The organism is Stenotrophomonas sp. MYb238, from assembly GCF_009496535.1.
Lineage (GTDB): Bacteria > Pseudomonadota > Gammaproteobacteria > Xanthomonadales > Xanthomonadaceae > Stenotrophomonas.
Genome location: NZ_WIDL01000006.1, coordinates 31,277 through 57,794 on the forward strand (window position 1 = coordinate 31,277; position 26,518 = coordinate 57,794).

22 protein-coding genes are annotated in these 26,518 nt (G+C 67.6%); 4 read left to right on the forward strand and 18 right to left on the reverse strand.

What is annotated here, in order from left to right:
• The first annotated feature begins 142 nt into the window (after window positions 1-142).
• Window positions 143-3,223, forward strand: coding sequence for a TonB-dependent receptor (locus CQ393_RS05745; protein WP_153190644.1), 3,081 nt, complete (start codon window positions 143-145; stop codon window positions 3,221-3,223).
• A gap of 258 nt (window positions 3,224-3,481) precedes the next feature.
• Here CQ393_RS05745 and CQ393_RS05750 read toward each other — a convergent pair whose 3' ends face one another.
• Together CQ393_RS05750 and CQ393_RS05755 are read right to left on the reverse strand one after the other, a co-directional pair.
• Complete coding sequence (locus CQ393_RS05750) at window positions 3,482-4,102, reverse strand: glutathione S-transferase (RefSeq protein ID WP_153190645.1); 621 nt, start codon at window positions 4,100-4,102, stop codon at window positions 3,482-3,484.
• 112 nt (window positions 4,103-4,214) lie between these two features.
• On the reverse strand, window positions 4,215-4,994 hold the full coding sequence (locus CQ393_RS05755) for an NYN domain-containing protein (RefSeq protein WP_343199655.1): 780 nt from the start codon (window positions 4,992-4,994) through the stop codon (window positions 4,215-4,217).
• 120 nt (window positions 4,995-5,114) lie between these two features.
• On the opposite strand from CQ393_RS05755, the gene CQ393_RS05760 reads away from it, so the two are divergent.
• Window positions 5,115-6,407: an NAD(P)/FAD-dependent oxidoreductase gene (locus CQ393_RS05760; protein ID WP_153190646.1), complete on the forward strand. Its 1,293-nt coding sequence runs from the start codon at window positions 5,115-5,117 to the stop codon at window positions 6,405-6,407.
• Window positions 6,408-6,419: 12 nt separating this feature from the next.
• Here CQ393_RS05760 and CQ393_RS05765 read toward each other — a convergent pair whose 3' ends face one another.
• The 7 genes from CQ393_RS05765 to rhlB all read right to left on the reverse strand — a co-directional run bounded on the left by CQ393_RS05765 (window position 6,420) and on the right by rhlB (window position 13,103).
• Window positions 6,420-6,821, reverse strand: coding sequence for a GFA family protein (locus tag CQ393_RS05765; RefSeq protein WP_153190647.1), 402 nt, complete (start codon window positions 6,819-6,821; stop codon window positions 6,420-6,422).
• Between the two features lie 176 nt (window positions 6,822-6,997).
• Entirely contained in the window at window positions 6,998-7,873 is an 876-nt protein-coding gene (gene rpoH / locus CQ393_RS05770; RefSeq protein ID WP_153190648.1) for an RNA polymerase sigma factor RpoH, read from the reverse strand.
• 178 nt (window positions 7,874-8,051) lie between these two features.
• Window positions 8,052-8,786 carry a uracil-DNA glycosylase gene (gene ung, locus CQ393_RS05775; protein WP_343199657.1) on the reverse strand — a complete coding sequence of 245 codons (735 nt, stop codon included), beginning with the start codon at window positions 8,784-8,786 and terminating at the stop codon, window positions 8,052-8,054.
• Window positions 8,783-9,625 (reverse strand): response regulator, encoded by an 843-nt coding sequence (locus CQ393_RS05780; RefSeq protein WP_153190649.1) that lies wholly within the window; start codon window positions 9,623-9,625, stop codon window positions 8,783-8,785. The genes ung and CQ393_RS05780 overlap by 4 nt, the downstream gene beginning before the upstream one ends.
• A 7-nt stretch (window positions 9,626-9,632) precedes the next feature.
• Window positions 9,633-10,607, reverse strand: coding sequence for a permease-like cell division protein FtsX (ftsX, locus tag CQ393_RS05785; protein WP_153190650.1), 975 nt, complete (start codon window positions 10,605-10,607; stop codon window positions 9,633-9,635).
• Window positions 10,604-11,290 (reverse strand): ATP-binding cassette domain-containing protein, encoded by a 687-nt coding sequence (locus CQ393_RS05790; protein WP_153190651.1) that lies wholly within the window; start codon window positions 11,288-11,290, stop codon window positions 10,604-10,606. The genes ftsX and CQ393_RS05790 overlap by 4 nt, the downstream gene beginning before the upstream one ends.
• A 130-nt stretch (window positions 11,291-11,420) precedes the next feature.
• Window positions 11,421-13,103: an ATP-dependent RNA helicase RhlB gene (gene rhlB, locus CQ393_RS05795; protein WP_153190652.1), complete on the reverse strand. Its 1,683-nt coding sequence runs from the start codon at window positions 13,101-13,103 to the stop codon at window positions 11,421-11,423.
• 200 nt (window positions 13,104-13,303) lie between these two features.
• Between rhlB and trxA the strand changes: the two genes are divergently transcribed.
• Together trxA and rho are read left to right on the forward strand one after the other, a co-directional pair.
• On the forward strand, window positions 13,304-13,633 hold the full coding sequence (trxA, locus tag CQ393_RS05800; RefSeq protein WP_343199659.1) for a thioredoxin TrxA: 330 nt from the start codon (window positions 13,304-13,306) through the stop codon (window positions 13,631-13,633).
• A gap of 223 nt (window positions 13,634-13,856) precedes the next feature.
• On the forward strand, window positions 13,857-15,590 hold the full coding sequence (gene rho, locus CQ393_RS05805) for a transcription termination factor Rho (protein WP_153190654.1): 1,734 nt from the start codon (window positions 13,857-13,859) through the stop codon (window positions 15,588-15,590).
• A gap of 67 nt (window positions 15,591-15,657) precedes the next feature.
• Here the strand turns inward: rho and CQ393_RS05810 are convergent, their stop codons facing one another.
• The 9 genes from CQ393_RS05810 to CQ393_RS05850 form a co-directional block, all read right to left on the reverse strand.
• Window positions 15,658-16,530 (reverse strand): energy transducer TonB, encoded by an 873-nt coding sequence (locus CQ393_RS05810; protein ID WP_228114307.1) that lies wholly within the window; start codon window positions 16,528-16,530, stop codon window positions 15,658-15,660.
• A gap of 58 nt (window positions 16,531-16,588) precedes the next feature.
• Window positions 16,589-18,310 (reverse strand): bifunctional isocitrate dehydrogenase kinase/phosphatase, encoded by a 1,722-nt coding sequence (gene aceK, locus CQ393_RS05815; RefSeq protein ID WP_153190655.1) that lies wholly within the window; start codon window positions 18,308-18,310, stop codon window positions 16,589-16,591.
• A 381-nt stretch (window positions 18,311-18,691) separates the two neighbouring features.
• Complete coding sequence (locus tag CQ393_RS05820) at window positions 18,692-20,917, reverse strand: NADP-dependent isocitrate dehydrogenase (RefSeq protein ID WP_153190656.1); 2,226 nt, start codon at window positions 20,915-20,917, stop codon at window positions 18,692-18,694.
• A 667-nt stretch (window positions 20,918-21,584) separates the two neighbouring features.
• Window positions 21,585-21,830 (reverse strand): DUF2274 domain-containing protein, encoded by a 246-nt coding sequence (locus CQ393_RS05825; RefSeq protein ID WP_006378741.1) that lies wholly within the window; start codon window positions 21,828-21,830, stop codon window positions 21,585-21,587.
• Complete coding sequence (locus tag CQ393_RS05830; protein ID WP_016487820.1) at window positions 21,827-23,110, reverse strand: TrbI/VirB10 family protein; 1,284 nt, start codon at window positions 23,108-23,110, stop codon at window positions 21,827-21,829. Before CQ393_RS05830 ends, CQ393_RS05825 begins: the two co-directional genes overlap by 4 nt.
• Before the next feature lie 2 nt (window positions 23,111-23,112).
• Window positions 23,113-24,105 (reverse strand): P-type conjugative transfer protein TrbG, encoded by a 993-nt coding sequence (gene trbG / locus CQ393_RS05835; protein WP_016487821.1) that lies wholly within the window; start codon window positions 24,103-24,105, stop codon window positions 23,113-23,115.
• Window positions 24,102-24,806: a conjugal transfer protein TrbF gene (gene trbF / locus CQ393_RS05840; protein WP_006378793.1), complete on the reverse strand. Its 705-nt coding sequence runs from the start codon at window positions 24,804-24,806 to the stop codon at window positions 24,102-24,104. Before trbF ends, trbG begins: the two co-directional genes overlap by 4 nt.
• 18 nt (window positions 24,807-24,824) lie before the next feature.
• Window positions 24,825-26,192 carry a P-type conjugative transfer protein TrbL gene (gene trbL / locus CQ393_RS05845; protein WP_006378795.1) on the reverse strand — a complete coding sequence of 456 codons (1,368 nt, stop codon included), beginning with the start codon at window positions 26,190-26,192 and terminating at the stop codon, window positions 24,825-24,827.
• Window positions 26,189-26,515 carry a hypothetical protein gene (locus CQ393_RS05850; RefSeq protein WP_006378798.1) on the reverse strand — a complete coding sequence of 109 codons (327 nt, stop codon included), beginning with the start codon at window positions 26,513-26,515 and terminating at the stop codon, window positions 26,189-26,191. The genes trbL and CQ393_RS05850 overlap by 4 nt, the downstream gene beginning before the upstream one ends.
• Window positions 26,516-26,518: the final 3 nt, after the last annotated feature.

The window sequence follows — 26,518 nt, forward strand, 5'->3', positions numbered from 1 at the left end:
GGGGAAACGGACCCGGTCCGTTGCTCGATCCATGCACGAAACGCCTCCGGTTCCACCGGGGTATCCGGCTTCAAAACTTAGATCGATTCAAGTCCTTTCGTACCAGCGATCAGATTCCAATCCAGGAGAGGGAGAGAGTGGAATGAAACAGAAATCACGCACGCACGCCCGGAGCTCGTTGTCCGGCGCCATCGCCATCGCACTGGCCGCCGCAGTCCTGCCGGCCAGCGCCTTCGCCCAGCAGGCAGCCGCGTCCTCGCCCGACGCGACCACGCTCGATGCCGTCACCGTCACCGGTTACCGCTACGCCATCGAGAAGAGCCTGCAGCAGAAACGCGACGCCAACGCGGTGGTGGAAGTCATCACCGCCGAGGACGTCGGCAAGTTCCCCGACAAGAACGTGGCCGACGCGCTGCAGCGCGTGCCGGGCGTGATCATCACCCGCAGCGGCGGCGAAGGTAAGAACGTCAGCGTGCGCGGCCTGTCCTCGGAACTGACCCTGACCGAGTTGAACGGCAACTACATCGCCACCGCCGAATCCAACGGCGACCCGACCCGTTCGTTCAACTACACGCTGCTACCGTCGAACATGCTGGGCAGCGCCGAGCTGTTCAAGTCGCCGGAAGCGCGCATCGACGAAGGCGGCATCGGCGGCACGGTGATCCTGCACACGCGCCGTCCGCTGGACATGGAATCCAACACCGGCTTCGTCTCCGTCGAAGGCACCTGGGCCGACACCACCCGCAAGACCGACGGCCAGCTCTCCGCCTCGTACGCCTGGCACGACAAGGACGATCGCTTCGGCGTATTCGTAGGCTATACCGACCAGAAGCGCACCACCCGCACCATGGGCGCCAGCACCGAGAGCTGGCAATGGTATGGCCGCGACGAAGGCGGCACCGCAGTCGACGTCAACGGCAATCCCTCGGACTTCAATTCCAACTGGTGGGGCGGTACCGGCTTCTACGACCAGAGCGGCAAGTACTACACCGGCTTCATGATGCCCACCTCGGTGAACCTCGACGTCAAGGACGAGGAACGCGAGCGCAAGGGCGGCCAGTTGACCTTCCAGTTCAAGCCGCTGGACAACCTGACCCTGACCGCGAACTACTTCCGCTTCGACCTGTCGCAGAACTCCCAGACCCACACCATCAAGGTGCCGGAATGGAACATCGCCCGCTACTGGGGAGACGGCAACTGGGCAGGCGGGCGCCTGCTCGACGGGCTGACCATGGACCCGAGCGGCACCATCGTCACCGGCGCCGACTACAGCCGGCACCCGGGCAAGACCTATTACTGCAGCGAGGGCGAAGCCGCCGCCGGTGGCATGGCGCCGGGCGGCTGGGGCTCGGACGACTGCACCGTGCCGACCCCGCAGATCACCGGCAGCTACAACCTGGAAAAGGCGCTGTCGCAGACCGCCGACTTCTCGGCCGAATGGCAGGGCGAGTCGGTCGACATCGCCTTCAAGGGCGGGCGCACCTGGGCCAAGGGCGGCCCTTCGCTGCAGTTCTCGGTGCCGCTCAAGCCGCGCAGCCAGAACGCGGACGGTAGCTGGAACCTGGGCAACCTGGCCAGCTCCTGGAACCTGACCGGCACGCCGTCGATGGCGTTCTCGCCGGAACTGATGCAGAACCTGAAGAACGGCATCCTGCAGGTCGACCTCGGCTCGACCGGTTCGTCGTGGACGCGCAACACCACCGAACAGAAGTACGCCCAGATCGATACCACCTGGCACAACGACGCCGGCTTCCTCGAATCGCTGCAGTTCGGCGTCAAGTACCGCGACGGCGGCATCCACCGCAGCACCGGCAACAGCTACTGGGCCTGCCCGGGCAGCGACCCTGGCGACTACGGCAACCGCTACTGGAACGGGCGCTGCAACGACCTTGCCCAGCAGTTCTCGCCCGAGTTCCTGTACGCGATGGGCAACCTGGCCGGCGGCATCAACGCCAGTGCGTTCCCGGCCATCAATTACCCGGCCTACATCGCCTATCTGAACAAGACCTACGGGCCGATGCAGACCCGCAACGAGGACAACTTCGTCTACAACGTGGACGAAAAGATCTACTCCACCTACCTGCAGGCCAACTTCCGCACCGAGCGCCTGCGCGGCAATGTCGGCGTGCGCCTGGTCAGCACCCGCCAGCACGCCGATTCCACCGACAAGGTCACCTCCTACAACGACTACTTCTTCGACGACGCCAACGGCAACCCGCTGGCCTGCCAGAAGACCGACCCGGTACCCGGCAGCGCACCCGCCGATACCTATTGCGGCACCGAAGGCTACTGGAGGCTCTCGGACGACCAGCAGCGCAGCGAATCGTTCGCGATCAGCGGCCTGGACCGCAGCTACACCGACGTGCTGCCGAGCTTCAACCTGGCCTATGACCTGAGCGAGAACCTGCTGCTGCGCGCGGCGGCCTCCAAGGTGATCGCGCGCCCGAGCTACGGCAACATCGCCTCCCCGGGCAGCCTGGAATACTTCAGCCCCGAATACGTCAACGACCGCCGCCTCACCGGCGGCGCCGGCGAACAGGGCTGGTACGGCTCGGGCAGCAACAAGAACCTGGAAGCCTACAAGGCCACCCAGTACGACATCGGCCTGGAGTGGTACTTCCACCCCGGTTCGGTGGTGGGCCTGGACCTGTTCCGCAAGGACGTCAGCAACTTCTCGGTGCCGGTGGTGCAGGACGTGACGCAAAACGTCGGCGGCCAGAACGTGGTCGTGCAGAACTACTCCACCACCGCCGGCGGCCGCGACGCAGTTTCGCAGGGTCTGGAGTTCTATGCCCAGCACACGCTGGATTTCGGCCTGGGCTTCCAAGCGAACTACACCTGGAACGACACCAACGAAGCGGCCATCACCCTGGAGGACGGCACCGAGATCGGCAAGTCGCCGCTGGTCGGCAGCGCCAAGAACCAGGCCAACTTCACCGTGTTCTATGAAGTGGAGAAGCTGCTGCTGCGCGCCTCGTGGAACCGTCGCGGCGAAGTGGTGCAGGGTCTGGTCAGCGGCCTGAACCTCTATCAGGAGCCCTACCAGCAGATCGACCTCAACGCCGCCTACAACGTCACCCCGGCCCTCAGCCTGAGCGCCTCGGTGCTGAACCTGACCAAGGAAGAGACGCGCACCCACCTGGGCAACGACACCAAGGCCCGCTTCTACTCCAACAGCTATGCCGGTCGTGTCGTGTATCTCGGCCTGAACTGGAAGTTCTGATCCCTGCCCTTCGGTGCAGTCCACGACGACAGCCGCGCTGGTACAGGCGGCTGTCGCCGTTTGCGCGGAGTTGGCTTCGTAGATGCGGGGGCCTGCTCAGCATGGATCTCACCGGAAACGCACACCCGTAGGAGCGCACTTCAGTGCGCGATGGGGCATTACTTGGGAGGCCACAATCGCGCACTGAAGTGCGCTCCTACAGTGCACCCCTGCACGTGCCTCATGCGGCGCCTCTCCCATCCACCGTACCCGCACACCTCAGGTCAGCGGCGTCATCACGCCATTGCGGTAGGCCGGGCGCAGCTGCAGGCGCGCATACCAGTCGGCCAGATGCGGCAGGTCCGGCCGCTGGATCGGCATCTCGAACCAGGCGTAGGCGAACGCGCCCAAAGGGATGTCGCCCATCGCGAACGTCCCGCCGGACAGCCACGGCTGCCGCGCCAGTTCGGCGTCGGCCAGCGCCAGCAGCTCGCCGCAGCGCACCAGCGACGCATCGATGCGCGCGGCGTCGCGGTCGGCCGGCGCGGTGCGCACCACGCCCCAGAACAGGTCGCGGAAGGCGACGGCAAAGCTCGACAGGGTCCAGTCCATCCACTTCTCGCTCTGCGCGCGCGCGGCCGGGTCTTCCGGGTACAGCGTGCCCAGCGCGTAGCGCGCCGACAGGTAGCGGACGATGGCGTTGGATTCCCACACCGGCAGGCCGTGGTCCTCGATCACCGGCACCAGCCCGTTGGGATTCATCTCCCGGTACTCCGGCGTCTGCGTGCCGCCGAAGGCGCCGCCGACCTCGATCGATTCGTACGGCAGGCCGATCTCCTCGGCGCACCACAGCACCTTGCGCACGTTGCTCGAATTGCGGCGTCCCCAGATCTTCAGCATTCCGGTTCCCGTTGTGGCCGTTGCCAGGCCTGCACGATACGCCACGCGTGTCCACGTGTCGGCAAAGGCGGGAGCGATGTTCCGCCGTGCCGGCGTCGAAGCCCGCCCGCCATCACGCTGCGCCCGGCTTCCCGGTCTTGGCGGCGGCCTTCTTCGGCAGCGCGCGCACATAGGACGACTTGCCGTCCTTCTTCAGCTCGAACAGGCCGGTCGCCGCGAGCAGGTCACTGAGCTTGCCGTAGCCGTAGTTGCGCGGATCGAACGACGCCTGGTTGCCGATCTGGCTGCCGACCGGCCCCAGGTGCGCCCAGCCGTCCTCGCCCTCGGCCGCGGTCACCGCGCGGCGCAGCATCTTCACCAGCCGCGTGTCGCCACGCAGCTCGGCGCCGCCCTTGCGCGGGCGCACCGCTTCGTCGCCCGCGTCCGGCCCCACCTCGGGCGCGCTGGCGTGCGGCTGGCCCAGCGCCTCCAGGTAGGTGAACTGCGAGCAGGCATTGACGAAGGGATCGGGCGTCTTCTTCTCGCCGAAACCGTAGACCTTGACCCCGTCGGTGAGCAGGCGCATCACCAGCGGGGTGAAATCGGCATCGCTGGAGACGATGGCGAAACCGTCCAGGTTGCGCGCGTAGAGCAGGTCCATCGCATCGATCACCATCGCCATGTCCGATGCGTTTTTGCCCTTGGAATAGGCGAACTGCTGGATCGGCCGGATCGCGTATTCGTGCAGCACCGATTCCCAGCCCTTCAGGCGCGGACTCTTCCAGTTGCCGTAGGCGCGACGCACATTGGCCACGCCGAAACGCGCCACCTCGGCCAGCACTTCGTCGATCTTCGCCGCCGGCGCGTTGTCGGCATCGATCAGCAGGGCGATGCGCTTCTCGGGATCGGACACGGCGTTCTCTCCATGGCATTCGAGTGGAACCAGTATCAATTATCGACATCGCCCTGCGTACCCCGTGCGAAGATGGTGGCCGGTTGTCACGCCTCCCACCGGCCCCCACCGGAGTACCGCATGCCCCACGACCGCCCTCCCCGCCTGCTGATCGTCGGCGGCGGCTTCGCCGGCCTCTGGGCCACCCGCGCCCTTGCCGGCGCGAAGCTGCGCATCACCCTGATCGACCGCCGCAACCATCACCTGTTCCAGCCGCTGCTGTACCAGGTCGCTACCGCCGGCCTGTCGGCGCCGGATATCGCCGCGCCGCTGCGGCACATCCTCGGCCACCAGCGCAACGTCGAGGTCCGGCTGGGCGAGGTGGAGAGCATCGACAAGCAGAGCCGCCAGGTGCGGCTGCGCGACGGCGGCACGCTGGACTACGACCTGCTGCTGGTGGCCAGCGGCGCCACCCACGCCTACTTCGGCAACGACCAGTGGGCGCCGCATGCCCCGGGCCTGAAGACGCTGGACGACGCGCTGGCGCTGCGGCGCCGGCTGCTGCTGGCCTTCGAGAAGGCCGAGGCCGAACCGGACCCGGCGAAGAAGGCGGCGTGGCTCAGCTTCGCCATCGTCGGCGGCGGCCCGACCGGCGTCGAACTGGCCGGCACCCTGGCCGAGATCGCGCGCCACACCCTGCGCAACGAATTCCGCCATATCGATCCGGCCTCGGCGAAGGTGCGCCTGGTCGAAGCCGGCCCGCGGGTACTGTCCAGCTTCCCGGAAGTGCTCTCGCTCAAGGCACGCCGGCAGCTGGAACGGCTCGGCGTGGAAGTGCGTACCGACACGCCGGTCACCGCCATCGATGCCGAAGGCTTCCAGCTCGGCGAGGAATTCGTTCCCGCGCGCACCGTAGTCTGGGCCGCCGGCGTGGCCGCCTCGCCGCTGGCGCGCACGCTGGACACGCCGCTGGACCGCGCCGGCCGCGTGCAGGTGCGGCCGGACCTCACCGTGCCCGGCCATCCGGACATCTTCGTCGCCGGCGACCTGGCCGCGCTAGCGCAGGCCGACGGGCGACCGGTGCCAGGCGTGGCGCCGGCGGCCAAGCAGATGGGCAAATACGTGGCCGCCACGATCCGGGCGCGGCTGGAACAGCGCGCCGCGCCGCCGCCTTTCCGCTATCGCGACCAGGGCAACCTGGCCACCATCGGGCGCATGGCCGCCATCGTGCACATGGGCCGGTTGAAGCTTTCCGGCCTGCTCGCCTGGTGGTTCTGGCTGGCCGCGCACGTGTTCTTCCTGATCGGCTTCCGCAACCGACTGGTGGTGCTGCTCAACTGGGCGGTCGCGTACTGGAGCTACCAGCGCAGCGCGCGCATCATCTTCGGCGATGTCGACGGCGATCCGCCCGAGGGCGGACCACCACGGGAATGAACGCCGGCGGCGTCACGCACCGCCGGGCGCGAAGCGCTCGAACACCTGTTGTCCGGTCAGCTTCTCGGTGTCATTTGCGAGTTCGTAGAACGCGGGCTTCTCGTCGATGAAGATCTGGCTGGCCAGTTCGAAGTCGTGGCCCAGGAACAGGCCGGCCGACACGAAGTATTCGCCATCGGGCACCAGCCGGTAGTAGAGCGTGCTGCCGCACGTGCCGCAGAACCCGCGCTCGGCCCATTCCGACGAACGGAACGTCCTCACCGCATCGCCGTCGAAGCGTACCTTGTCGTCGCAATGCACGGCGAAGAACGGCCCGCCGGTCCATCGCCGGCACATGCTGCAATGGCACAGCCCGATTTGGCGGGCATCGTTGGCCGTCACTTCGATCGCGCCGCACAGGCAGTTTCCCTTCATTGTCGTCTCCGTTCGTGGATGCAGAAGCGCGAATCTACACTGCCGCGACGGCGCGAGTACGATCTCCCGTCGCGATCCGGGCAAGACGATGCGGATCGTGCGGCGACGCTGGCCATGCAACGAAAAAGCCCGGGTTTCCCCGGGCTTTTTTCTTGTACCGTCGAACCACCGCAAGATCAGGCGGCGAACAGCGCCTTCATCTTCTTCAGCGCGTTGGCCTCGATCTGGCGAATGCGCTCGGCCGACACGCCGTACTCGTCGGCCAGTTCCTGCAGCGTCACCTTGCTGTCGGCATCCAGCCAGCGGCGGGCGATGATGTCGCGCGAACGCTGGTCCAGGTTGGCAAGGCCCTCGCGCAGCAGCTGCATCTGGTTCTCTTCGCTGTCCTGGCGCTCATAGGCCTGCGAAGGATCCTCGTCGCGCGCGACCAGGTACGCGGCCGGCGACGGCGGCGCATGGTCGTCGTCTTCGTCGGCGGGCGCATCGAAACCGACATCGCGGCCGGACAGGCGCGATTCCATCTCCATCACTTCGCGCTCGGAGACGTTCAGGTCCTTGGCCACCGCGCTGACCTCGGCGGCGTTCATCCAGCCCAGGCGCGTCTTGGACTTGCGCAGGTTGAAGAACAGCTTGCGCTGCGCCTTGGTCGTGGCGACCTTGACGATGCGCCAGTTCTTGAGGATGAACTCGTGCATCTCGGCGCGGATCCAGTGCACCGCGAAGGAGACCAGGCGCACGCCCATGTCCGGGTCAAAACGCTTGACCGCCTTCATCAGGCCGATGTTGCCTTCCTGGATCAGGTCGCCCAGCTGCAGGCCGTAGCCGTTGTAGCCGCGCGCCACGTGCACGACGAAGCGCAGGTGCGAATGCACCAGCTCGCGCGCGGCGTCCAGGTCCTGCCCGTCGCGGAAGCGGCGTGCCAGATCCTGTTCCTCGTCGACCGACAGCACCGGAATCTGGTGCACGGCACCGATATAGGCATCCAGCGAGCCGAGCGCGCTGGGGATCGGAAGATTGTTTGCCACAAGGGCAGTAGAGGTGTTCGGGCTCATAGGACCTCATCTTAGCAGTCGGGCTATTGGACTGCTCGGTACAGAAAAAGTTCCAGTGTTCCAGATTTGTCGAAAAACGACCCCGGAAGCCCCTGAAACCTCCCCATCCGGATCAATGGAAGCAGGCCGTCCAGCCTAGCAGGAAGCGCGTCGCCGCGTCATGACAGGCCCCCGGCGTTCAGCCGCCGGCGAGCCCGGCTTCCAGTTCCGCCCGGGGCGGCAGGCGCCAGTCGATCGGCGCCTGGCCGTGGCGGGCCAGGTAGTCGTTGGTCTGGGAGAAGTGCCGGCAGCCGAGAAAGCCGCGGTGGGCCGACAGCGGCGAGGGATGGGGCGCCTTCAGCACGCGGTGGCGGCGGGTGTCGATGACCTTGCCCTTGGCCTGGGCGTAGCTGCCCCAGAGCAGGAACACCAGTCCCTCGCGCTCGCGGTTGAGCACGTCGACCACGTGGTCGGTGAACCCCTCCCAGCCCTTGCCCTGGTGGGCGCCGGCGCGGCCTTCCTCGACGGTCAGCACCGCGTTGAGCAGCAGCACGCCGCGCCGCGCCCATGGCAGCAGGCAACCGTGGTCCGGGCGGCGGAACGGCGGAACGACATTGCCGTCGTCCTCCAGCTCCTTGTAGATGTTCAGCAGCGACGGCGGCACCGGCACGCCGGGCATCACCGAGAAGCACAGGCCATGCGCCTGGCCGAAGCCGTGGTAGGGGTCCTGGCCGAGCACCACCACCTTCACCTGGTCGAACGGGGTGGCGTCGAAGGCGGCGAAGATCTGCGGCCCGGGCGGGAACACGCGGACGCCGGCGGCCTTGCGCTGGCGCAGGAAAGCCGACAGTTCGCGCATTTCCGGACGCAGCAGCCAGTCGCCGACGCGCGCCTTCCAGCTGGGTTCGAGCTGGATGTTCGGGGCAGTGCTCACGGCATCACCACCGGTTGCGCCAAACGGGTCAGGCGCAACTGGAACAGCACCTTGGTCACCAGCAGGCGCTCCTCGATCGGCTTCTGCACCAGGTCGTTGGCGCCGGCCTGCAGCAGGGCGGACTGGTTGTGCGGGTTGCTGTCGCCGGTCATCACCAGCACCGGCAGGCGGCGCTTGCCGTAGCCGAAGTCGATGCGCACGCGCTCGACCACGTCGCGGCCGTTGAGCTCGCCCTTGAGGGTGACGTCGGTGAGCACCAGGTCGATGCGCCGCGTGGTGCGGCCCAGCGATTCGGCGGTGAGCAGCGAGAACGCGTCCTCGGCGGTGAGCACGTGCACCACGTGCAGGTCGTGGCGCTCGAGCATGCGCTTGGTGGCTTCGGCCACGACGCGGCTGTCCTCGACATACAGAACGGTCGCACCAGGCACCGGCTCGGGCTGCACGTAGCCGCGGATGAAGGTCGCCAGCGCCTCGTGGCCCAGCGCCTTGTCGAAATAGTCGGTAACGAATTCGTTGAAGCGGCGCTGCTCGAGATGGCGCTGCGCGTCGCCGGACACCACGATCACCGGCACGTAGGCCTGCCCGGCCGCCTCGCGCACGCTGCGCGCCAGCGCCAAGCCATCGCCGTCGGGCAGCGCCAGCGAAGTGGTGACCAGATGCACCGGGCCGGCCGCCAGCGCCGCGCGGGCCTCATCGATGCCGGCGCAGCCCACCACCTCCACGTCCGGCAGCTCGCGCTGCAGCACGTCGGAGATCAGCTTGCGCACCAGTTTGGAGCCATCGACCACCATCACCCGGGGGGCGTCGCTGATCAGATGCTTGAGTTCGTGCGTGGACATGCGCGTGTCAGGTGTCGGTCGGGCGAGTCTGCCTGAGGAAGTGCCCGGTCACCAGCCACGCCCCGAGCCAGCCCAGCACCACCGTGCCCAGCAGTACGAATCCCGAATGCAGGGCATCGAGCCCATGCAGGACGAACGGGCTGCCATAGCTGCCCGAAAGCGCCGCCAGCGGCGGACGCAGCGCCAGGCCGCAGGCCCCGATCAGCCCCAGCGCCAGCAGACCCGCGCCCAGGCCGTACCAGGCACCGAGATAGATGAAGGGACGGCGGATGAAGCCGTCGCTGGCGCCCAGCAGCTGCAGCACGCCGATCTCCTCGCGCCGCGCCTGGATGTCCAGCCGTACGGTATTGCCTACCACCAGCACCGCGCCCAGGCCCAGCAGCAGCGACAGCACCTGCACCAGGCGCGCGCCGAAGCCGAGCCAGGCGTCCAGGCGCTGGCGCCACAGCGCGTCGTGCTGGACCAGGTCGGCCTGGGGCAGCGTTTCCAGCGACCTGGCCAGCGCCGCGTCGTCGCCGCCGGCCGGGGTGACGATCAGCAGCGTCGGCAGCGGGTTCTCGCCGAGCGCGTCGATCGCCTCGCCCAGCCCGGCGCTGTCGCGCAACCCGGCCAGGCCCTCATCGGGCGTACGCAGTACCACGCCGGCGACATCGGCGCGCGCGCGCAGGGTCGCGGCCACGTCCTGCGCGGTGGCGCCGTCGATCCCGGGCTTGAGGAACAGATTGATGTCGCGCGACTGTTGCACGCTGCCGGCGAACACCTTGAGGTTGTCCAGCGCGATCGACAGGCCCAGCGGCAACGCCAGCGCCAGCGCCATCACCGCCACGGTCAGCGCCGTGGCCCACGGCTTGCGCAGCGCGCGGCCGAGGCTGAAGACGACGCTGTGCAGGTGGTGGGCGAACCACACGCCCAGCCGCGACGGCGCCGCGGCTTCGGCATTGGCGGCCTTGTTCGCCGTTTCCTTCTTCGTGCCCGCGCTCATTCAGCCAGATCCTGCGGTGAGATGTCGTCGACCAGGCGGCCGTGGTCGAGGATCAGCACGCGCTTGCGCATGTGCTTGAGCAGCGGCAGGTCGTGGCTGACCACCAGCACGCTGGTGCCGCGGCCGGGCAGTTCGGCGAACAGGGACATGATCTCCGCCGCCAGGGTCGGGTCGAGGTTGCCGGTCGGTTCGTCGGCCACCAGCAGCTTCGGCTCGGCGACGATCGCGCGGGCGATGCCCACGCGCTGCTGCTCGCCGGCCGACAACTGGGTGGGCAGCGCCTTCTCGCGATGGCCAAGGCCCATGCGCTCGAGCACCGAACGCACGCGCTTGCCGGTATCGGCGCGGCGGTCGCCGCGCAGGATCAGCGGCAGGGCCACGTTCTCGCCGATGGTGCGGTCGGTCAGCAGGCGATGGTCCTGGTGGACCGCGCCGACCTGGCGGCGGTGCAGAGCGACCTTGCCGCCGCGCACCTTGAGCAGGTTGCGTTCGCCGAACAGCACCGCGCCGCGGGTCGGGCGTTCGCTCAGGTGGATCAGCTTCAGCAGGGTGCTCTTGCCCGCGCCGGAGTGGCCGGTGACGAACAGCATCTCGCCGGCGGCCACCTCGAAGCTGACGTCCACCAGTGCTTGGTGGCCGCCCGCATAGTGCTTGCTGACATTGTCGAAACGCAGGACGCTCATGCGCCGATTATGCCGGAGGCGGACGCGCGGCGTGCATCGCGCCGGGCGATGGCGGAAACGAAACAGGAGCGCACCGGGGTGCGCTCCTGTGGTCGACGGGGCAGCCGGCCTGCGGCTGGCACCATCGCGATCAATCGCCCGACAGCATCCGGCGGATCTTGCGGCCCAGGCGGGTCAGGAACGAATCGCTGTCGTTGCCGGACGGGCGCATCGGCGTGGCCGGCACCTGCACCGGGCCATTGCCGGCAGCTGCTGCTGCCGCGGTCTCGACACCCTCGACCGGACGGCCATGACGGCGACGGCGGCGCTTGCGCGGCGCGCGCTCGCCTTCCACCGCCGCTTCCGGCGCGCCTTCGGCACGCGGCGGGCGGGGCGGACGCGGGGCCGGTGCGGGCTCGGCGGAAACTGCCGCCTGCTCGCCTTCCACGCGCGGCTTGCGCGGGCCACGCGGACGGCGCTCGCCGTCGCGACGCTCGCCACGACCACCGCCGGAGCGACCGCCGCTGCGGCCGCCGCCACGACGCTCCTCCTCGGCGGCGCGGGCTTCGCGCGCCTCGCGGAAGATGGCGCCGACGCTCTCGTTCTCCTCGCCCTCGCCCTCACCTTCGGCCGGCGCCGCGCGCTCCGGGCGCGGCAGCGGCGTCATCAGTTCGACCGTGACCGGCTCGACCGGGATCTTCTGCTCGATATAGGCCTCGATGTCCGGCAGGCCCATCGCGTAGCGCTCGCAGGCGAAGCTGATGGCGTCGCCCTCCTCGCCCAGCCGCGCGGTGCGGCCGATGCGGTGCACGTAGTCCTCGGCGTCGAACGGCAGGTCGTAGTTGTAGACGTACTTGACGCCATCGATGTGCAGGCCGCGCGCGGCCACGTCGGTGGCGACGAGGATTTCCAGCTGGCCCTTCTGGAAGCGGTTGAGCAGGCTCTCGCGCTTCTTCTGCGGTACGTCGCCGGACAGCACGCCGACACGGTAGCCGGCCCGTTCCAGCGAGCGCGCCACGCGCTCGACGAACACCTTGGTGTTGACGAACACCATGGTGCGCGCGCCCTCGCTGCGCGAGAGCAGGCCCAGCAGCAGCGGCAGCTTCTCCTCGTCGGCCGGGAAGTAGATGCGCTGGCGCACGCGGTCGGCGGTGATGTTGTCCGTCTCCACCACCAGCTTCTGCGGCTCGTTCATGTGCTCGTAGGCCAGCTCCAGCACGCGGTGGCTGAGGGTGGCCGAGAACAGCAGCGTCTGCCGGGTGGTGCGCTCGGGCATGCGCCGCAGCAGGAAGCGGATGTCCTTGATGAAGCCCAGGTCGAACATGCGGTCGGCTTCGTCCAGCACGCAGACCTCGCAGGCGTGCAGCGAGACCACCTTGTGCTGCTTGACGTAGTCGATCAGGCGGCCCGGGGTGGCGATGATCACGTCCACGCCCTTCTGCAGCAGTTCGCGCTGCTTGTCGTAGTCGACGCCGCCGTAGACCAGCGCGAAGCGCAGGCCGGAGTCGGAGGCGAACTTCATCGCGTCCTTGTGGATCTGGATGGCCAGCTCGCGGGTCGGCGCCAGGATCAGCGCGCGCGGATCCTCCGGCTTGCGGTCGGCCAGCGCCGGCCGGCTCAGCAGCCGGTTGATGACCGTCACCAGGAACGCCAGCGTCTTGCCGGTGCCGGTCTGCGCCTGGCCGGCGACGTCGCCGCCCGGCAGGGCCACCGGCAGGGTCAGCGCCTGGATCGGGGTACAGCGGGTGAATCCGGCTCCTTCCAACCCGGCCAGCAGGGCCGGTTGCAGTTCGAAGGAGGAAAAAGTCACATCGGTCAGCGGTTTGTCGCTCATTAAATTCGGTCTTGGTAGTGCCAGCCGGCCAGGTTGGCCGGGCGGCTTGCATCGTATCGGGCACCGTCGCAAACTGCGGCCCCTGCGCCGGGTCGCGCGACGCCAAGGCCATGCCTTTAAGTCCGCGCAATGCCCCAGTTTAGCGCAATGCGACCGCCAACCCGGCATGGGCCGTCGCATTGCCCCAGGAGACTCCCCAAGTGAGCGATAAGGTTCTACACGTCGGCGATGCCGATTTCGACGCCGCCGTGCTGCAGTCCGGTACTCCCGTGCTGGTGGACTTCTGGGCCGAATGGTGCGGCCCCTGCAAGATGATCTCGCCGGTGCTGGACGAGCTTGCCGACGCCTACGACGGCAAGCTGAAGATCGCCAAGCTCAACGTCGACGAGAACCGCGCCACCGCGGTCAAGTACCACGTGCGCTCGATTCCGATGCTGCTGCTGTTCAAGGACGGCCAGATCCAGGCCACCCAGATCGGCGCCGTCGGCAAGGGCCAGCTGAGCCAGATGATCGACAAGGCGCTGGCCTGATCCACCCTGCCGGCGGCCATGCCGCCGGCTCCGGGCCAGCCTTGCCGCCGGCCCAACGGGCGTTTCCCGCCTCCTTGCACCGCCGCGCGCGGCGGTGTTAGTGTCGCCGCATCCGGCAGCGTTCGCCTGCCGCACCCTCCGGACGGGTTCTCGTCCGGATCATTCCCAACCAGTTCGCCGCCCCCCATCGGGCGCTCGCACGTCAGCGAGAGGAATCAAGCACTTGTCCGAGAACACTCCTTCCGAAACCGGGAGCGCCGACGCGCCCGTCGAGAAGCGCGTGCGCAAGCCGCGTGCCGCCAAGGCCACCGAGGCCGGCGACAGCAGCAGCCCCGCTTCCGCCGCTCCCGCCCCGGCCCAGTCCGCCCTGCCGCTGCCGGCCGGCGACTCCGCCCCCGCTTCCGCTCCCGCTCCTTCCGCTCAAGGCAACGAAGGCCAGGCGTCCGCGCCGGCCGGCACCCCGCAGGGTGGCCAGGAAGGCGGCGAGCCGCGCGGCAACGACGGCAACAACTCCCAGCGCCAAGGCCAGGGCCAGCAGAACCAGCAGGGCCAAGGCCAGGGCAACCGCCGCGACCGCTTCCGCAACCGCCGCGAGCGCAACCGCGACCGCTTCCGCGAGGACGGCCTGCCCGGCGACAACGGCACCGAGACCTTCGTGCCGCGCCCGCACCCTTCCGTGCCGGAGGGCTTCCCGGCCTATTCGCTGAGCGACCTGAAGAGGATGCCGGCGCACAAGCTGCTGGAGATCGCCGAGCAGCTGCAGATCACCGACGGCGTGGCCCGCGCCCGCAAGCAGGACGTGATCTTCGCGCTGCTGAAGGTGCTGACCCGCCATGGCGAGGGCGTGGCCGCCGACGGCGTGCTGGAAATCCTGCCCGACGGCTTCGGCTTCCTGCGCGCGGCCGAGGCCAGCTACCTGGCCGGCCCGGACGACACCTACATCTCGCCCAGCCAGATCCGCCGCTTCAACCTGCGCACCGGCGACCACATCGCCGGCCGCATCCGCTTCCCCAAGGACGGCGAGCGCTACTTCGCGCTGAACATCGTGGACACCATCAACGGTGAGCCGATCGAAGCGTCGAAGAACAAGGTGCTGTTCGAGAACCTGACCCCGCTGTTCCCGCGCAAGCGCTTCACCCTGGAACGCGGCAACGGTTCGTCGGAAGACATCACCGGCCGCATCCTCGACCTGATGGCGCCGCAGGGCAAGGGCCAGCGCGCGCTGATCGTCTCCCCGCCCAAGGCCGGCAAGACGATGCTGATGCAGCAGGTCGCCACCGCCATCACCACCAACCACCCGGAAGTGCACCTGATCGTGCTGCTGGTGGACGAGCGTCCGGAAGAAGTGACCGAGATGCAGCGCACCGTGCGCGGCGAAGTGGTCTCCTCGACCTTCGACGAGCCGGCCGCGCGCCACGTGCAGGTCGCCGAGATGGTGATCGAGCGCGCCAAGCGCCTGGTCGAGCACAAGAAGGACGTGGTGATCCTGCTCGATTCGATCACCCGCCTGGCGCGCGCCTACAACAACGTCGTGCCCAGCTCCGGCAAGGTGCTGACCGGCGGCGTCGACGCCAACGCGCTGCACCGCCCGAAGCGCTTCTTCGGCGCCGCGCGCAACGTCGAGGAAGGCGGCTCGCTGACCATCATCGCCACCGCGCTGGTCGAGACCGGCTCGAAGATGGACGAGGTGATCTACGAAGAGTTCAAGGGCACCGGCAACAGCGAAGTGCACCTGAACCGCCGCATCGCCGAGAAGCGCGTCTACCCGGCCATCGACATCAACCGCTCCGGCACGCGCCGCGAGGACCTGCTGATCGAGCCGGAGCTGCTGCAGAAGATCTGGATCCTGCGCAAACTGCTGCACCCGATGGACGAGATCGCGGCGATGGAATTCCTGCTCGACAAGATGAAGAACACCAAGTCCAACGACGAGTTCTTCGGTTCGATGAAGCGCTGATTCCCGATGCATCGAAGAGCCCCGCGATGCGGGGCTCTTTCGTTTCCGCCACCAGCCGCCGGCGCGCTCAGCCTTCCAGCGGCGTCAACAGTTTCGGCGCCTTGCCGCGGCCCGCCATATAGATGCCGCCATCGGCCAGCGCATCCGAGCTGTTTTCCCAGTCCTCGTCGCTGATCCATGGCGCACGCTCGCGTGGTCCGGGAATGTAGGCGCGCCACGCGCCGTACTCGTCGTCCGGCAACGATCGCCCCTTGTCGACGATCGCGTAGCGCACCGGCACGCGTATGCTCCAGTGCGGCTTGTCGGCTTCCACGCCCTCCACCGGCACGCGGAACTCCCATTTGCGCGCGGCGGTCATCGCGTTGTTGCCCAGCACCTGGCGGAACTTGCGCAGCTGGCTCTCGCTGGCCACCACAGTCATGTTGACCTGTTCCACGTAGAGGTCCGCCACATGGCCGTCCCGCCCCTCCCTGAGGATCAGGTAGACATCGCCCTGCGCGCCAATCTCGTACATTGAGCGTGGGTAGGTCGGCGGTGGCATATTCGACGCGGTGACCGACGTCCTGCTTTCAGGATCGTAGGTCTCGAAGCCGGCACTGCGGATGGACACCTGCGTATTACCGTCTTCCAGCCGTTTGCCGACCAGACGCAGCATCAGCGGTGAGCGCGCGGCGACGGGCTTGCCGTCGCGGACCACCGGCTCGAAGGCCCAGGCCATCACCGAGGACTGGACGAAACGCGCCAGTTCTTCACTCAGCCGATCCTGCTGGTCCAGCCGCACCACTTCCACGCTGCCATCGGGCGCTATATCGATCTGTCCCGACAGCTGCATGCCCATCTCGGCCTGCTTGCGCACGCCGCCCGGCCCGACGGCGGATGCGGCATCGGCCGCCAGCAGCAACGCGGCCAATGCTACCCAACGGTGCAACGACTTCAACATGACGCTCTCCCTGTCAGCCATGGTCCGGCGACGACTGTACCGTTTCCGGCGTCGACGTTCACGCCAGCCGCAATGCGCACGGATAAGGCGGCGTGTCGGGAAACTCGCCACGGGCGAAGGCGGCCTGCAGGTCGCGCCACCATTGCGGATCGAACAGTTCGCCATGCGCCTCGCGCACCGCTTCCATCAACGGATGCGGCAGGCCCATGAACAACGGGAAGCGTTCGGGGAACACATCGTTGGGCGCGACGTGGAACCAGGGCTCGGCGGCCATCGCCTCCTCGGCGCTGCGCGCCTGCGGCCAGTCGCGGAAGTTGCAGTCACCGACCCGGCACAGTTCGTCGTAGTCGTAGAACACGGCGCGGCCATGGCGGGAGACGCCGAAGTTCTTCAGCAGCATGTCGCCGGGGAAGATGTCGTTGCGCGCCATGTCGGCGATGGCCTGCGCGTAATCCAGTGCCGCCGCGCGCGCGGCCTCGGCGGTCTGTTCGCGCAGGTACAGGTTGAGCGGGCGGAAACGCCGCTGCACGTAGCACAGCGAGATCACCAGGTCGTCGCCTTCCACGCGCACGCTGCGCGCGCAGCTTTCCAGCAGTTCCTCGCGCAGCGCCGGGGCGAAGCGCGCCAGCGGGAAACGCAGGTGGCGGTAGGGCTGGGCATCGAGCAGGCGGCCGATGCGGTCCAGGTTGAACACCAGCGCATAGCGGTCCTCCACGTCCTGCCGGCTCATGGTCTTGGGCCAGGCGAAGCGGTCGCGGATCAGCTTGAACACCAGCGGGTAGCTGGGCAGGGTGAACACCGCCATCACCATGCCCGGCGTGCCTTCGGCCTGCACCAGCCGCTCGTTCGGGTGCTGCTGGAAATGGCGGAAGAAGGTCCGGTAACGCTCGGTCTTGCCCTGCTTGGCGCGACCGAGCACGGTGTAGAGCTCGTCCACCGGCTTGCCCGGCAGCAGGCTGCGCAGGAACACCACCGCGTCGGCGACGGTGGGCAGGTCGGCCTGGAAATAGCTGCGCGAGACGCCGAACAGGTGCGCCACGTCGCGGCGGCGGCTGAGCACCGCCTCCGCGCGCAGGCCGTCGCCGTCGTTGACCAGCGCGATCACGCAGGGCGAGAAACGGTGCTCGCCGAACACGCGCCCGACCAGGTAGGCGCGGCGCTCGCGGTAGAACACGGTTTCCAGCAGCTCGATGGCGCGCACCGGGTTCGGTCCCCAGTGCGCGAGGTCGTCCTGCAGGCGCACGGCGATGGCGGCGGCGCAGCGCAGGCGGTGCCGGTACGGCGTGTCGAAGCGGTAGTCGGCCAGCACGCGTTCGAAGGCCTCGGCCGGGCGCGCCTCGGAAACGGTGTAGACGTGGCGCGCGACCGGATGGGTGATGGCGTCGGACGGTTCGATCTCGATCGCCATGAACTCGATCGCATCGTCCACGCCACGGGTGGCGAACAGTCGCCGGGTCAGGGTGTTGTAGAAGGTCTTGTACAGCTCGCCGTCGATCAGCCCTTCGACCAGCGTGGCGAAGGCCGCATGCACCTGCATCCACGACTCACGGCCGGGCGCATTGCCCGCGATGGCCTGCAGGCGCGCCATGCACTCGCCGACGCACAGGTCGTAGAGCGCAATGCGCTCGACCGCATCGACGCGCGCCGCCGCCCAGTCGCGCTGATCGAAACGCAGCCGCGCGCAGGCGGTGATGGCGGCGAAACGCGCGTGGTAGTCCTCGAAACCGTCGCGGATGCAGGCGGCGACGGCGTGGGCGGATTCGGTGGAAGGCATCGGCATTGCGGGAGTCGGGGCGCCGGGCTTCACCCTACCGCACCAAGGTGACGCGTGCCGCTCCCCGTAGGAGCGACTTCAGTCGCGATGGGGCTTTACCGGTGAAGCCCTTTCGCGACTGAAGTCGCTCCTACGAAGGGCGCGCGCGCCGCAGCCCAGCCACACCGCTCGAAGTATTGCCGTGCGCATCAGGTGATGGCATGGGCGGGCTCGGTGGAGCATCGGTATGGCGGTAGGAGCGACTTCAGTCGCGACCCGAGCATTGCCGGTGAAGCTCCATCGCGACTGAAGTCGCTCCTACGAAGGGTGGCGATGCCGTCCGCAAACGAAGAACCCGCATCGCCGGGGCGATGCGGGTTCCGGGTCAAACGACAGCGGCAGGTGCGGTCAGAGCGCGGCCAGCGCGGCGTTGAGGGTCGCGCTCGGGCGCATCGCCTTGCCGGTCTTGCCCAGATCCGGACGGTAATAGCCGCCGATGTCCACGGCCTTGCCCTGCACCGCGACCAGTTCTTCGACGATCTTCTGCTCGTTGTCGGCCAGCGCCTTGGCCAGCGGTGCGAACTTCGCCTTCAGCGCGGCATCCTCGTCCTGCGCGGCCAGCGCCTGCGCCCAGTACAGGGCGATGTAGAAATGGCTGCCGCGGTTGTCGATGGTGCCGAGCTTGCGGCCCGGCGAGCGGTCGTTGTCGAGGAACGTGCCGTTGGCCTCGTCCAGCGCCTTGGCCAGCACCGCGGCGGCGGCGTTGTCGTAGCGCTGCGCCAGGTGTTCCAGCGAGGCGGCCAGGGCCAGGAACTCGCCCAGCGAATCCCAGCGCAGGTAGTCCTCCTCGACGAACTGCTGCACGTGCTTGGGCGCGCTGCCGCCGGCACCGGTCTCGAACAGGCCGCCACCGGCCATCAGCGGCACGATCGACAGCATCTTGGCGCTGGTGCCCAGCTCCAGGATCGGGAACAGGTCGGTCAGGTAGTCACGCAGCACGTTGCCGGTCACCGAGATGGTGTCCAGGCCCTTGCGGATGCGCTCCAGCGAGAACCGGGTGGCCTCCACCGGCGACAGGATGCGGATGTCCAGGCCGCTGGTGTCGTGGTCCTTCAGGTACTTCTCGACCTTGGCGATCATCTGCGCGTCATGCGCGCGGTTGCCGTCCAGCCAGAACACGGCCGGAGTGTTGCTAAGGCGCGCGCGGCTGACGGCCAGCTTCACCCAGTCCTGGATCGGCGCATCCTTGGCCTGGCACATGCGCCAGATGTCGCCGGCCTCGACCTTGTGCTCGAACACCACGTTGCCGGCGTCGTCGCTGACGCGCACGGTGCCGTTGGCCGGAATCTGGAAGGTCTTGTCGTGGCTGCCGTATTCCTCGGCCTTCTGCGCCATCAGGCCGACGTTGGGCACCGAGCCCATGGTCGCCGGGTCGAAGGCGCCATGCGCCTTGCAGTCCTCGATCACCGCCTGGTAGACGCCGGCATAGCAGCGGTCGGGGATCACCGCCTTCGTGTCCTGCAGCTTGCCCTCGGCGTTCCACATGCGGCCGCTGTCGCGGATCATCGCCGGCATCGAGGCATCGACGATCACATCGCTCGGCACGTGCAGGTTGGTGATGCCCTTGTCGGAATTGACCATCGCCACCGCCGGGCGCTTGCCGTATTCGGCAGCGATGCCGGCCTTGATCGCCTCCTGCGTGGCTTCCGGCAGCGACGGCAGGCGCGCATACAGGTCGCCGATGCCGTTGTTCGGGTCGAAGCCGGCCTGCTTGAGCTCGGCGGCGTACTTGGCGAGCACGTCCTTGTAGAACTCCTCGACCACCACGCCGAACATGATGGGGTCGGAGACCTTCATCATGGTCGCCTTCAGGTGCAGCGAGAACAGCACGCCCTGCGCGCGCGCATCGTCGATCTGTGCGGCAATGAAGGACGCCAGCGCGCGGCGCGACATCACCGAGGCATCGACGATCTCGCCGGCCTTGACCGCGGTCTTGTCCTTGAGCACCACGGTCTTGCCGTCGTCCTGCACCAGCTCGATCTTCAGGTTGCCGGCGTTGGCGAGCGTGGCCGACTGCTCGCTGCCGTAGAAATCGCCGGCATCCATGTGCGCGACGTGCGACTTCGAGTCGCCGCTCCACGCGCCCATGCGGTGCGGGTGCTTGCGCGCGTAGTTCTTGACCGACAGCGGCGCGCGGCGGTCGGAGTTGCCCTCGCGCAGCACCGGGTTCACCGCGCTGCCCTTGACCTTGTCGTAGCGCGCCTTGATGTCGCGCGAGACGTCGTCGGTCGGCGCATCCGGGTAGTTCGGCAGCGCGTAGCCCTGGTCCTGCAGCTCCTTGATCGCGGCCTTCAGCTGCGGCACCGAGGCGCTGATGTTGGGCAGCTTGATGATGTTGGCTTCCGGCCTGGTCGCCAGTTCGCCCAGCTCGGCCAGGTCGTCGCTGATCTTCTGCCCGTCCTGCAGGTAGTCCGGGAACTGCGACAGGATGCGGCCGGAGAGCGAGATGTCGCGGGTCTCCACCGCGATGCCGGCGGTGGTGGCATACGCATCGATGATCGGCAGCAGCGACTGCGTCGCCAGGAACGGGGCTTCGTCGGTGAGCGTGTAGATGATCTTCGGCGTATCGGACATGGGGGATGGTTTCCGTCGGAAGTAAGGGCTGGAAAGTCAGCAGCGCATTGTCGCGCGTCGCGACGGTTCGGGCAAAACGGGCGGGTACGGTTGCGGCCGCATGCCTGTGGCCGCGGTTCATGGCATCTGGTCATGTGGCAGGCATCAGCCGGTCGGGCGCATGACGATGCGCGAAGAGGTGCGGACACCGGCGCGGCTCACTCGCGGCATCACGCCCGTCATGGAAGGCAATAATGCAGCGGATACCGCCGCAGCCGGTCCGTCATCGCCCCCGCACCACCTGCAAGATCAGCTGGGAGACGACCCCAAAGCGCTGGAGCGGTTTTCGACAGTTCTTGCCGGGAGTCCGCAGGGTTTCCTTGGAGGCGGAAACAAAAAAGTGCCGGTGTCAAGTCTTTCGCGCAAATCAAGAAGGACTTGAAACCGTATATGGGACAGTAGGTTAGCTCCTTTCGGGGCCGCTTAGAAGAAGAGCGGCGTTGTCGGCTAGGAGCGACATAGGAGCGTTGGGAGAGAAAGCCGCATCGCACTGTGTAGTGCTGGATTGCCGAGGAACGGCGGGCCTGTCGCATCATCATAGCCCAACAGGCTCGGCGGCATCCAGAATGAAGAACGCGCAGCCTGGGCTGCGCGTTCGATGGATGCCGTTGAATAGCATGCGGTGCAATCATGGCGGCTTCGGTGGTGTGCTGCGGGTCGCCGTGCCCTTCCTGAATCCTCGATCCCCCGCCATGAACGCTTCCAGCATATGCGGGATCAGCGTCGCCGCATCAACGGCCTCGCCATACGCCTGCGCGTGTAGCGCGGCGTAGCGGTCGAGGTCGGCTTTCAAGCTGGTCGGGCAAACGAAAGTCAGCTTGGTGCTCTCGGTCTTCGGCAGCGGGCCGAGCCGCAGCTTCTTGGTCGTGCTCATCGTGAAGTCCCCCGGTTGAAGAACAGCGGCTGGTACCGCCGCAGCACCAGATCCCGGTTGACGATGATGCGAACCGGCAGGCCCGGCCGTTGCGTTAAGGTCGGCTGGATGTTGAGGTTGCGCCGGGTCATCTCCTGGCCGACCTGATTGATGCTGTCCTGCGCGCTGTCGCGCCCAGCGATGATGACGCGATCACCATCCTGCCGGTTCTCCGGCGCGGCCAGCTCGGCACCGACGCCCAGCAGCGTGGTGAGTGCCGCACCGGCAAAGATGCGGCCCCAGTGGTAGTCCACATCGTCCTCCAGCCCGGCATAGCCGGCTGGGTCGGTGCCGGCCAGGTTGTCGAGCGTGAGCGAAGACGTGTCCGGCAGGATGATCCGGTTCCAGACGACTTGAACGCGGCTCTGCCCGTAGCTGACCTGGCTGTTGTATTTGCCCAGGATGCGCGAACCCTGCGGAATCAGCAGGAAGCGCCCGGAGGCTGTGTCATAGACCGGCTCCGTCACCGTGGCGATCACGTCGCCGGGCAAGTCCGACTTAATCCCCGTCACCAAGGCACCTGCGACCACCGTTCCGGCCATGACCTGATACGGCGAAGTTGGCAGGGTCAGATTGCCGGAATTACGGGTTTCAGTGGAGCCACCTTTCAAGAAAGCCTCTTTATGGTCTTGCCGGTTTTGCACCGCTGTCGGGTCAGCAGGCTGGGCCGCCGTGGAGACCGGCCCGGCCGCCAGCGGGTCAAACACCGCATTGGCGGCGAAGCCCGGCGCAGCGGCCACCTGTGTCTGCGCCACCGGCGCCGCATTCTGCCCTCCCGAGCGGAAGAACACGGACGAGGCCGCGGCCGCTTCGGCTTCTTTGCGCAGAGCATCGTTCGGGTCGTGGCCGGGGGCCGCGTAGGCGGCCGTCGCCGGCTGCTGCGACTTCACGATGGCCGGGCCAAGATCGCCCGGCAGCGGCGGCCCCAGTTCGGGAACGGCAGGCGGCAACGCCGGCGGCAGCTTGGAGTAGTCCGTCGGCAGCGCATCCAGTCCTTCAGACTTCGAGACACGATCGACGTTGTAAAGCTCGGTCTGCTCGCCCGCACCGCGCCGCTGAGGTTGCAGCGACCACATCACCGCGCCGAGCACGGCCACCGCCAGGACGCCGGCGAGGATGGCCAGCGTGCGCCGATTCAGGCGCGTGACCGGGCGCGGCTGGGCGCGAAGCGCGACCGCCTCGGGAGCGATCTTGCCCGCCGCCTGCGGCGCGGCAAGGTCGGGAGTGTCATCCTGGCTCATGGTCAGTTCCTCCGCGCAACGCCATCGGTGCGCTCGATCCGCACCACGTCGCCGCCGTCGCCGCCCAGCCGCAGTTCGGCCGCGCCGAACAGGCGATCCACGACGTAGTACGGCGCGCGGAAACGGTAGTTCACCAATTGCCCGTCGCCCTGCGCGCCGATGACAAACAGCGGCGGCAACTCGCCCTGGGCGATGCCCGCCGGAAACTGGATATAGACCTTCTCTCCATCATCGAAGGCGCGTAGCGGCTTCCACGGCGGGTTGCTGCCCGATACCGCGTAGCGGAAGCGGATCTTGTCCAGCGACAGGCCCGTATCGACAGGCGTTGTCGCCTGCGCAGCCTGCGCCTGGCGCTGCAACGCGAGCATCCGGTCTTTCGGGTAGTCCCAGGATACCGACGCCATCCATGCCTTCTCGGTCGAGGTCAGCTCCAGCAGGTAGGTGCGCCGACTGGTGGTGATGACGAGATTGGTTTTCAGGCCGGAACGGATGGGCTTGACCAGCACATTGACGCGCAGATCGGCCCCGCCGCCGCTGGACGTGTCGCCCACGATCCAGCGCACGGTATCGCCGGCGGCGACCGTCACCAGTTCCTCGCCCGGTTGAAGCGAAACCACCGTCACGCGCCCCGGCGACGCATAGACCTGATAAAGCGCGCCATCGGTGAACGGCCACACCTGAATCGCGTTGACGTAGCCCTCACGGGTAGGCGCGATACGCGCTTCTGCATTGGCACGGGAAACGCGCACCTTTTCGTCGGCCGGCTCCGGCGCAACGGGGGCCTCATCGAGTTCCGGCAGCGGCTTCAACTGCGCCGGCAGCGCCAGCGGTTCAGGGACGGCGACGACTTCGACGGGCTTGGGCGGTTCGGGCAATGGCTGGGCCAGCACCGGCTCGTCGAGCGAGATGGACGGCGGCGGCTTGCCCTGCGAGGCGCAGCCCGCGAGGGCCAGCAGCGTCAAAGGAAAAACGTAAAGGCAGAAACGAAGTTTCATGGTTTGGCTCCTTCGGAAGAATCCAGTTCGCGGCTCCATGACAGGCCGTTGACGTAGATACCCAATGGGTTCTTGCGCAAGCGCTGTTCAGTACGCGGGGTTTGCAGGACGGTCGAAAGCACGGCGTTCCAGCGTTCGGTGCCGGCGGGCGCACCGTTGACATAGCGCTGCTCTGTCCAGCGCACGTTGAAAGACGTGTCGCTGGCGCGAACCACGCTGGTGATTTGCACCGTTACCGATTCCTTGCCGATGCGGGCGAATGGGTCATTGGTGCGGGCGTAGTCGTTGAGCACCGCCGCGCCCTTGTCGGTGGTGTAGTCGTAGGCATCGAGCCAGTTCTGCCGCACCACGATGGGGTCGATGGACAGCGAGCGAACCAGCGTCACGAAGCGCGCCAGGTGGTGCGCGATCTGCGCGTCGCCGGGCCGATACGGCGTAGCGGCCTTACCTACAGCGCGCACCTGCCCGGCCTGATCGACCTCGATGACATAGGGCGTCACGATGGACTGCGCCGAGCGCCACACCAGGCCGCCGGCCATCAACAGCGCGAGCACTAGACAGCCGAAGGCCATCAGGCGCCAATTCTTCGCCTGCACGCGGGCGGAGCCGATACGGTCGTCCCACACCTGGGCGGCGGCTTGATACGGGGTGGCAGGCTGCGGCGTATCGGCGTAGCGCACCTGCGGTCGTTTGAATCGCATGGGTGTTCTCCTTGAAGGTTAGGTATCGGAATCCCGCAGGCTCGGGCCTTGCCCGGAGCCGCCGCCGTCGCCCCCGCGCAGCGTGTGGGCGGCAGTGGTCGCGGCATGGGTAGCCTGCTGGCGGCGGTGCATCCGCTTGGCCCAGGCCGGTTGCTCTTGCTTCTGCGAGCCTGCGGTGCCGTCTGCGGTCTGGCCGCGGCCAGCACCGTCGCTGCCGGCTTCTGTGCCGTTCCAGCCAGCGCGGAAGGAGTCGGCCACCTTCTGCCCAACAGCGGAAGCACCAGAGGTGACGCTGCGGCCTGCGGCTTGTGCGCCGGTCTTGGCGACATTGCCGAGGCCAGCCGCCGCGCCCTTGGCACCGCCGCCGGCCGCAGCGGAACCGGCCTGGAACGCCGATCGGGCACTGCCGGCCGCCGAAGTCGCGGCACGCGCGCCGGCACCGGCCAGCTTTGCGGCCGCCGGGGCCATTCGTGCCCCAGCCATGACGGCGCCGCCCACTCCCGTTGCGGCGGCTCCGATGGCAACGCCGGTGCCGACAGCCCCGACCGCAGCACCAGCCATCGCGCCCGCACCAAGCTGTGGCGCACCGGACACCAGGCCGGTGGCGATACCGGGGCCGAAAATGCCCAGCGCCAGCAGCGCGAGCGAGGCCAGCATCACGACCAGCGCGTGGTCGATTGATGGTTCGTCGGGATGTACCTGGAACTCGGCAAACAGCCCGGAACCAATGCCGACGATGACGGCCAGCACCAAGACCTTGATGCCTGACGACACCACGTTGCCTAGCACCTTTTCCGCGAGGAACGAGGTCTTGTTCCAGAGTGCAAACGGGATCAAGACGAAGCCGGCGAGCGTAGTCAGTTTGAACTCGATCAGCGTGATGAAAAGCTGTACGGCCAGCACGAAGAAGCAGAGGATCACCACCAGCCAGGCGATGAACAGAACCACGATAGGGTCGATGTTCACGAACACCTCGGGGAACCCAGCCATGTCCCCGATCTGTTCCAGAATCGGCGCGGCTGCGTCGATGCCGGTCTTCGCCAGCCGGCCCGGCTGAAGAAAGTTCTCCATCGTGATGGCCGAGCCGGTAGCGGTGATTCCCAAGCCGGCGAACGAGCGGAACACGATGCTCGCCAGCCAGTTGAAGTTGCCGATGATGTAGGCGAACGCGCCGACATAGAGCACCTTGCGCAGCAGCTTGGCGATCACGTCGTCGCCCTGGCCGGTGGCGTGGCTCATGGCCCAATACAGGCCAGCGATCGTCATGTCGATGACGATGAGCGTGGCGGTGAGAAATGCCACTTCGCCCTGCAATAAGCCGAAGCCCGAGTCGATGTAGCGCGAGAACGTATCGAGGAAACGGTCGATGATGGTCACGTCGTTCATGGCGAATCCTCGGGCGGAGTGAGCGGAACGGCGCCCTCTGGCAATTCATCTGCGGGCGTATCGAAGCTCGGCGGAATCGGCGGGAGTTCAGCCAGCGAGTTGTATTCATCCGGCCCGGTATGGCCGGCGAAGAAGCGCCGCCGGAAGGCTTCGGCGGCGGCGCGGCAGGCATCCTCGCCCATGGCCTGCCGGTCGACCGCGCATTGCCCGCGCAACGCCTTGAGCCGCACCGGATCTGCGGCCAGGGCGTCGGCCAGGTTCTCGGCCGGCTGCTGGCCGCACGCGGTCAGCAGCACGGCCAGCAGGACGGAAGCGCATCGCATGGC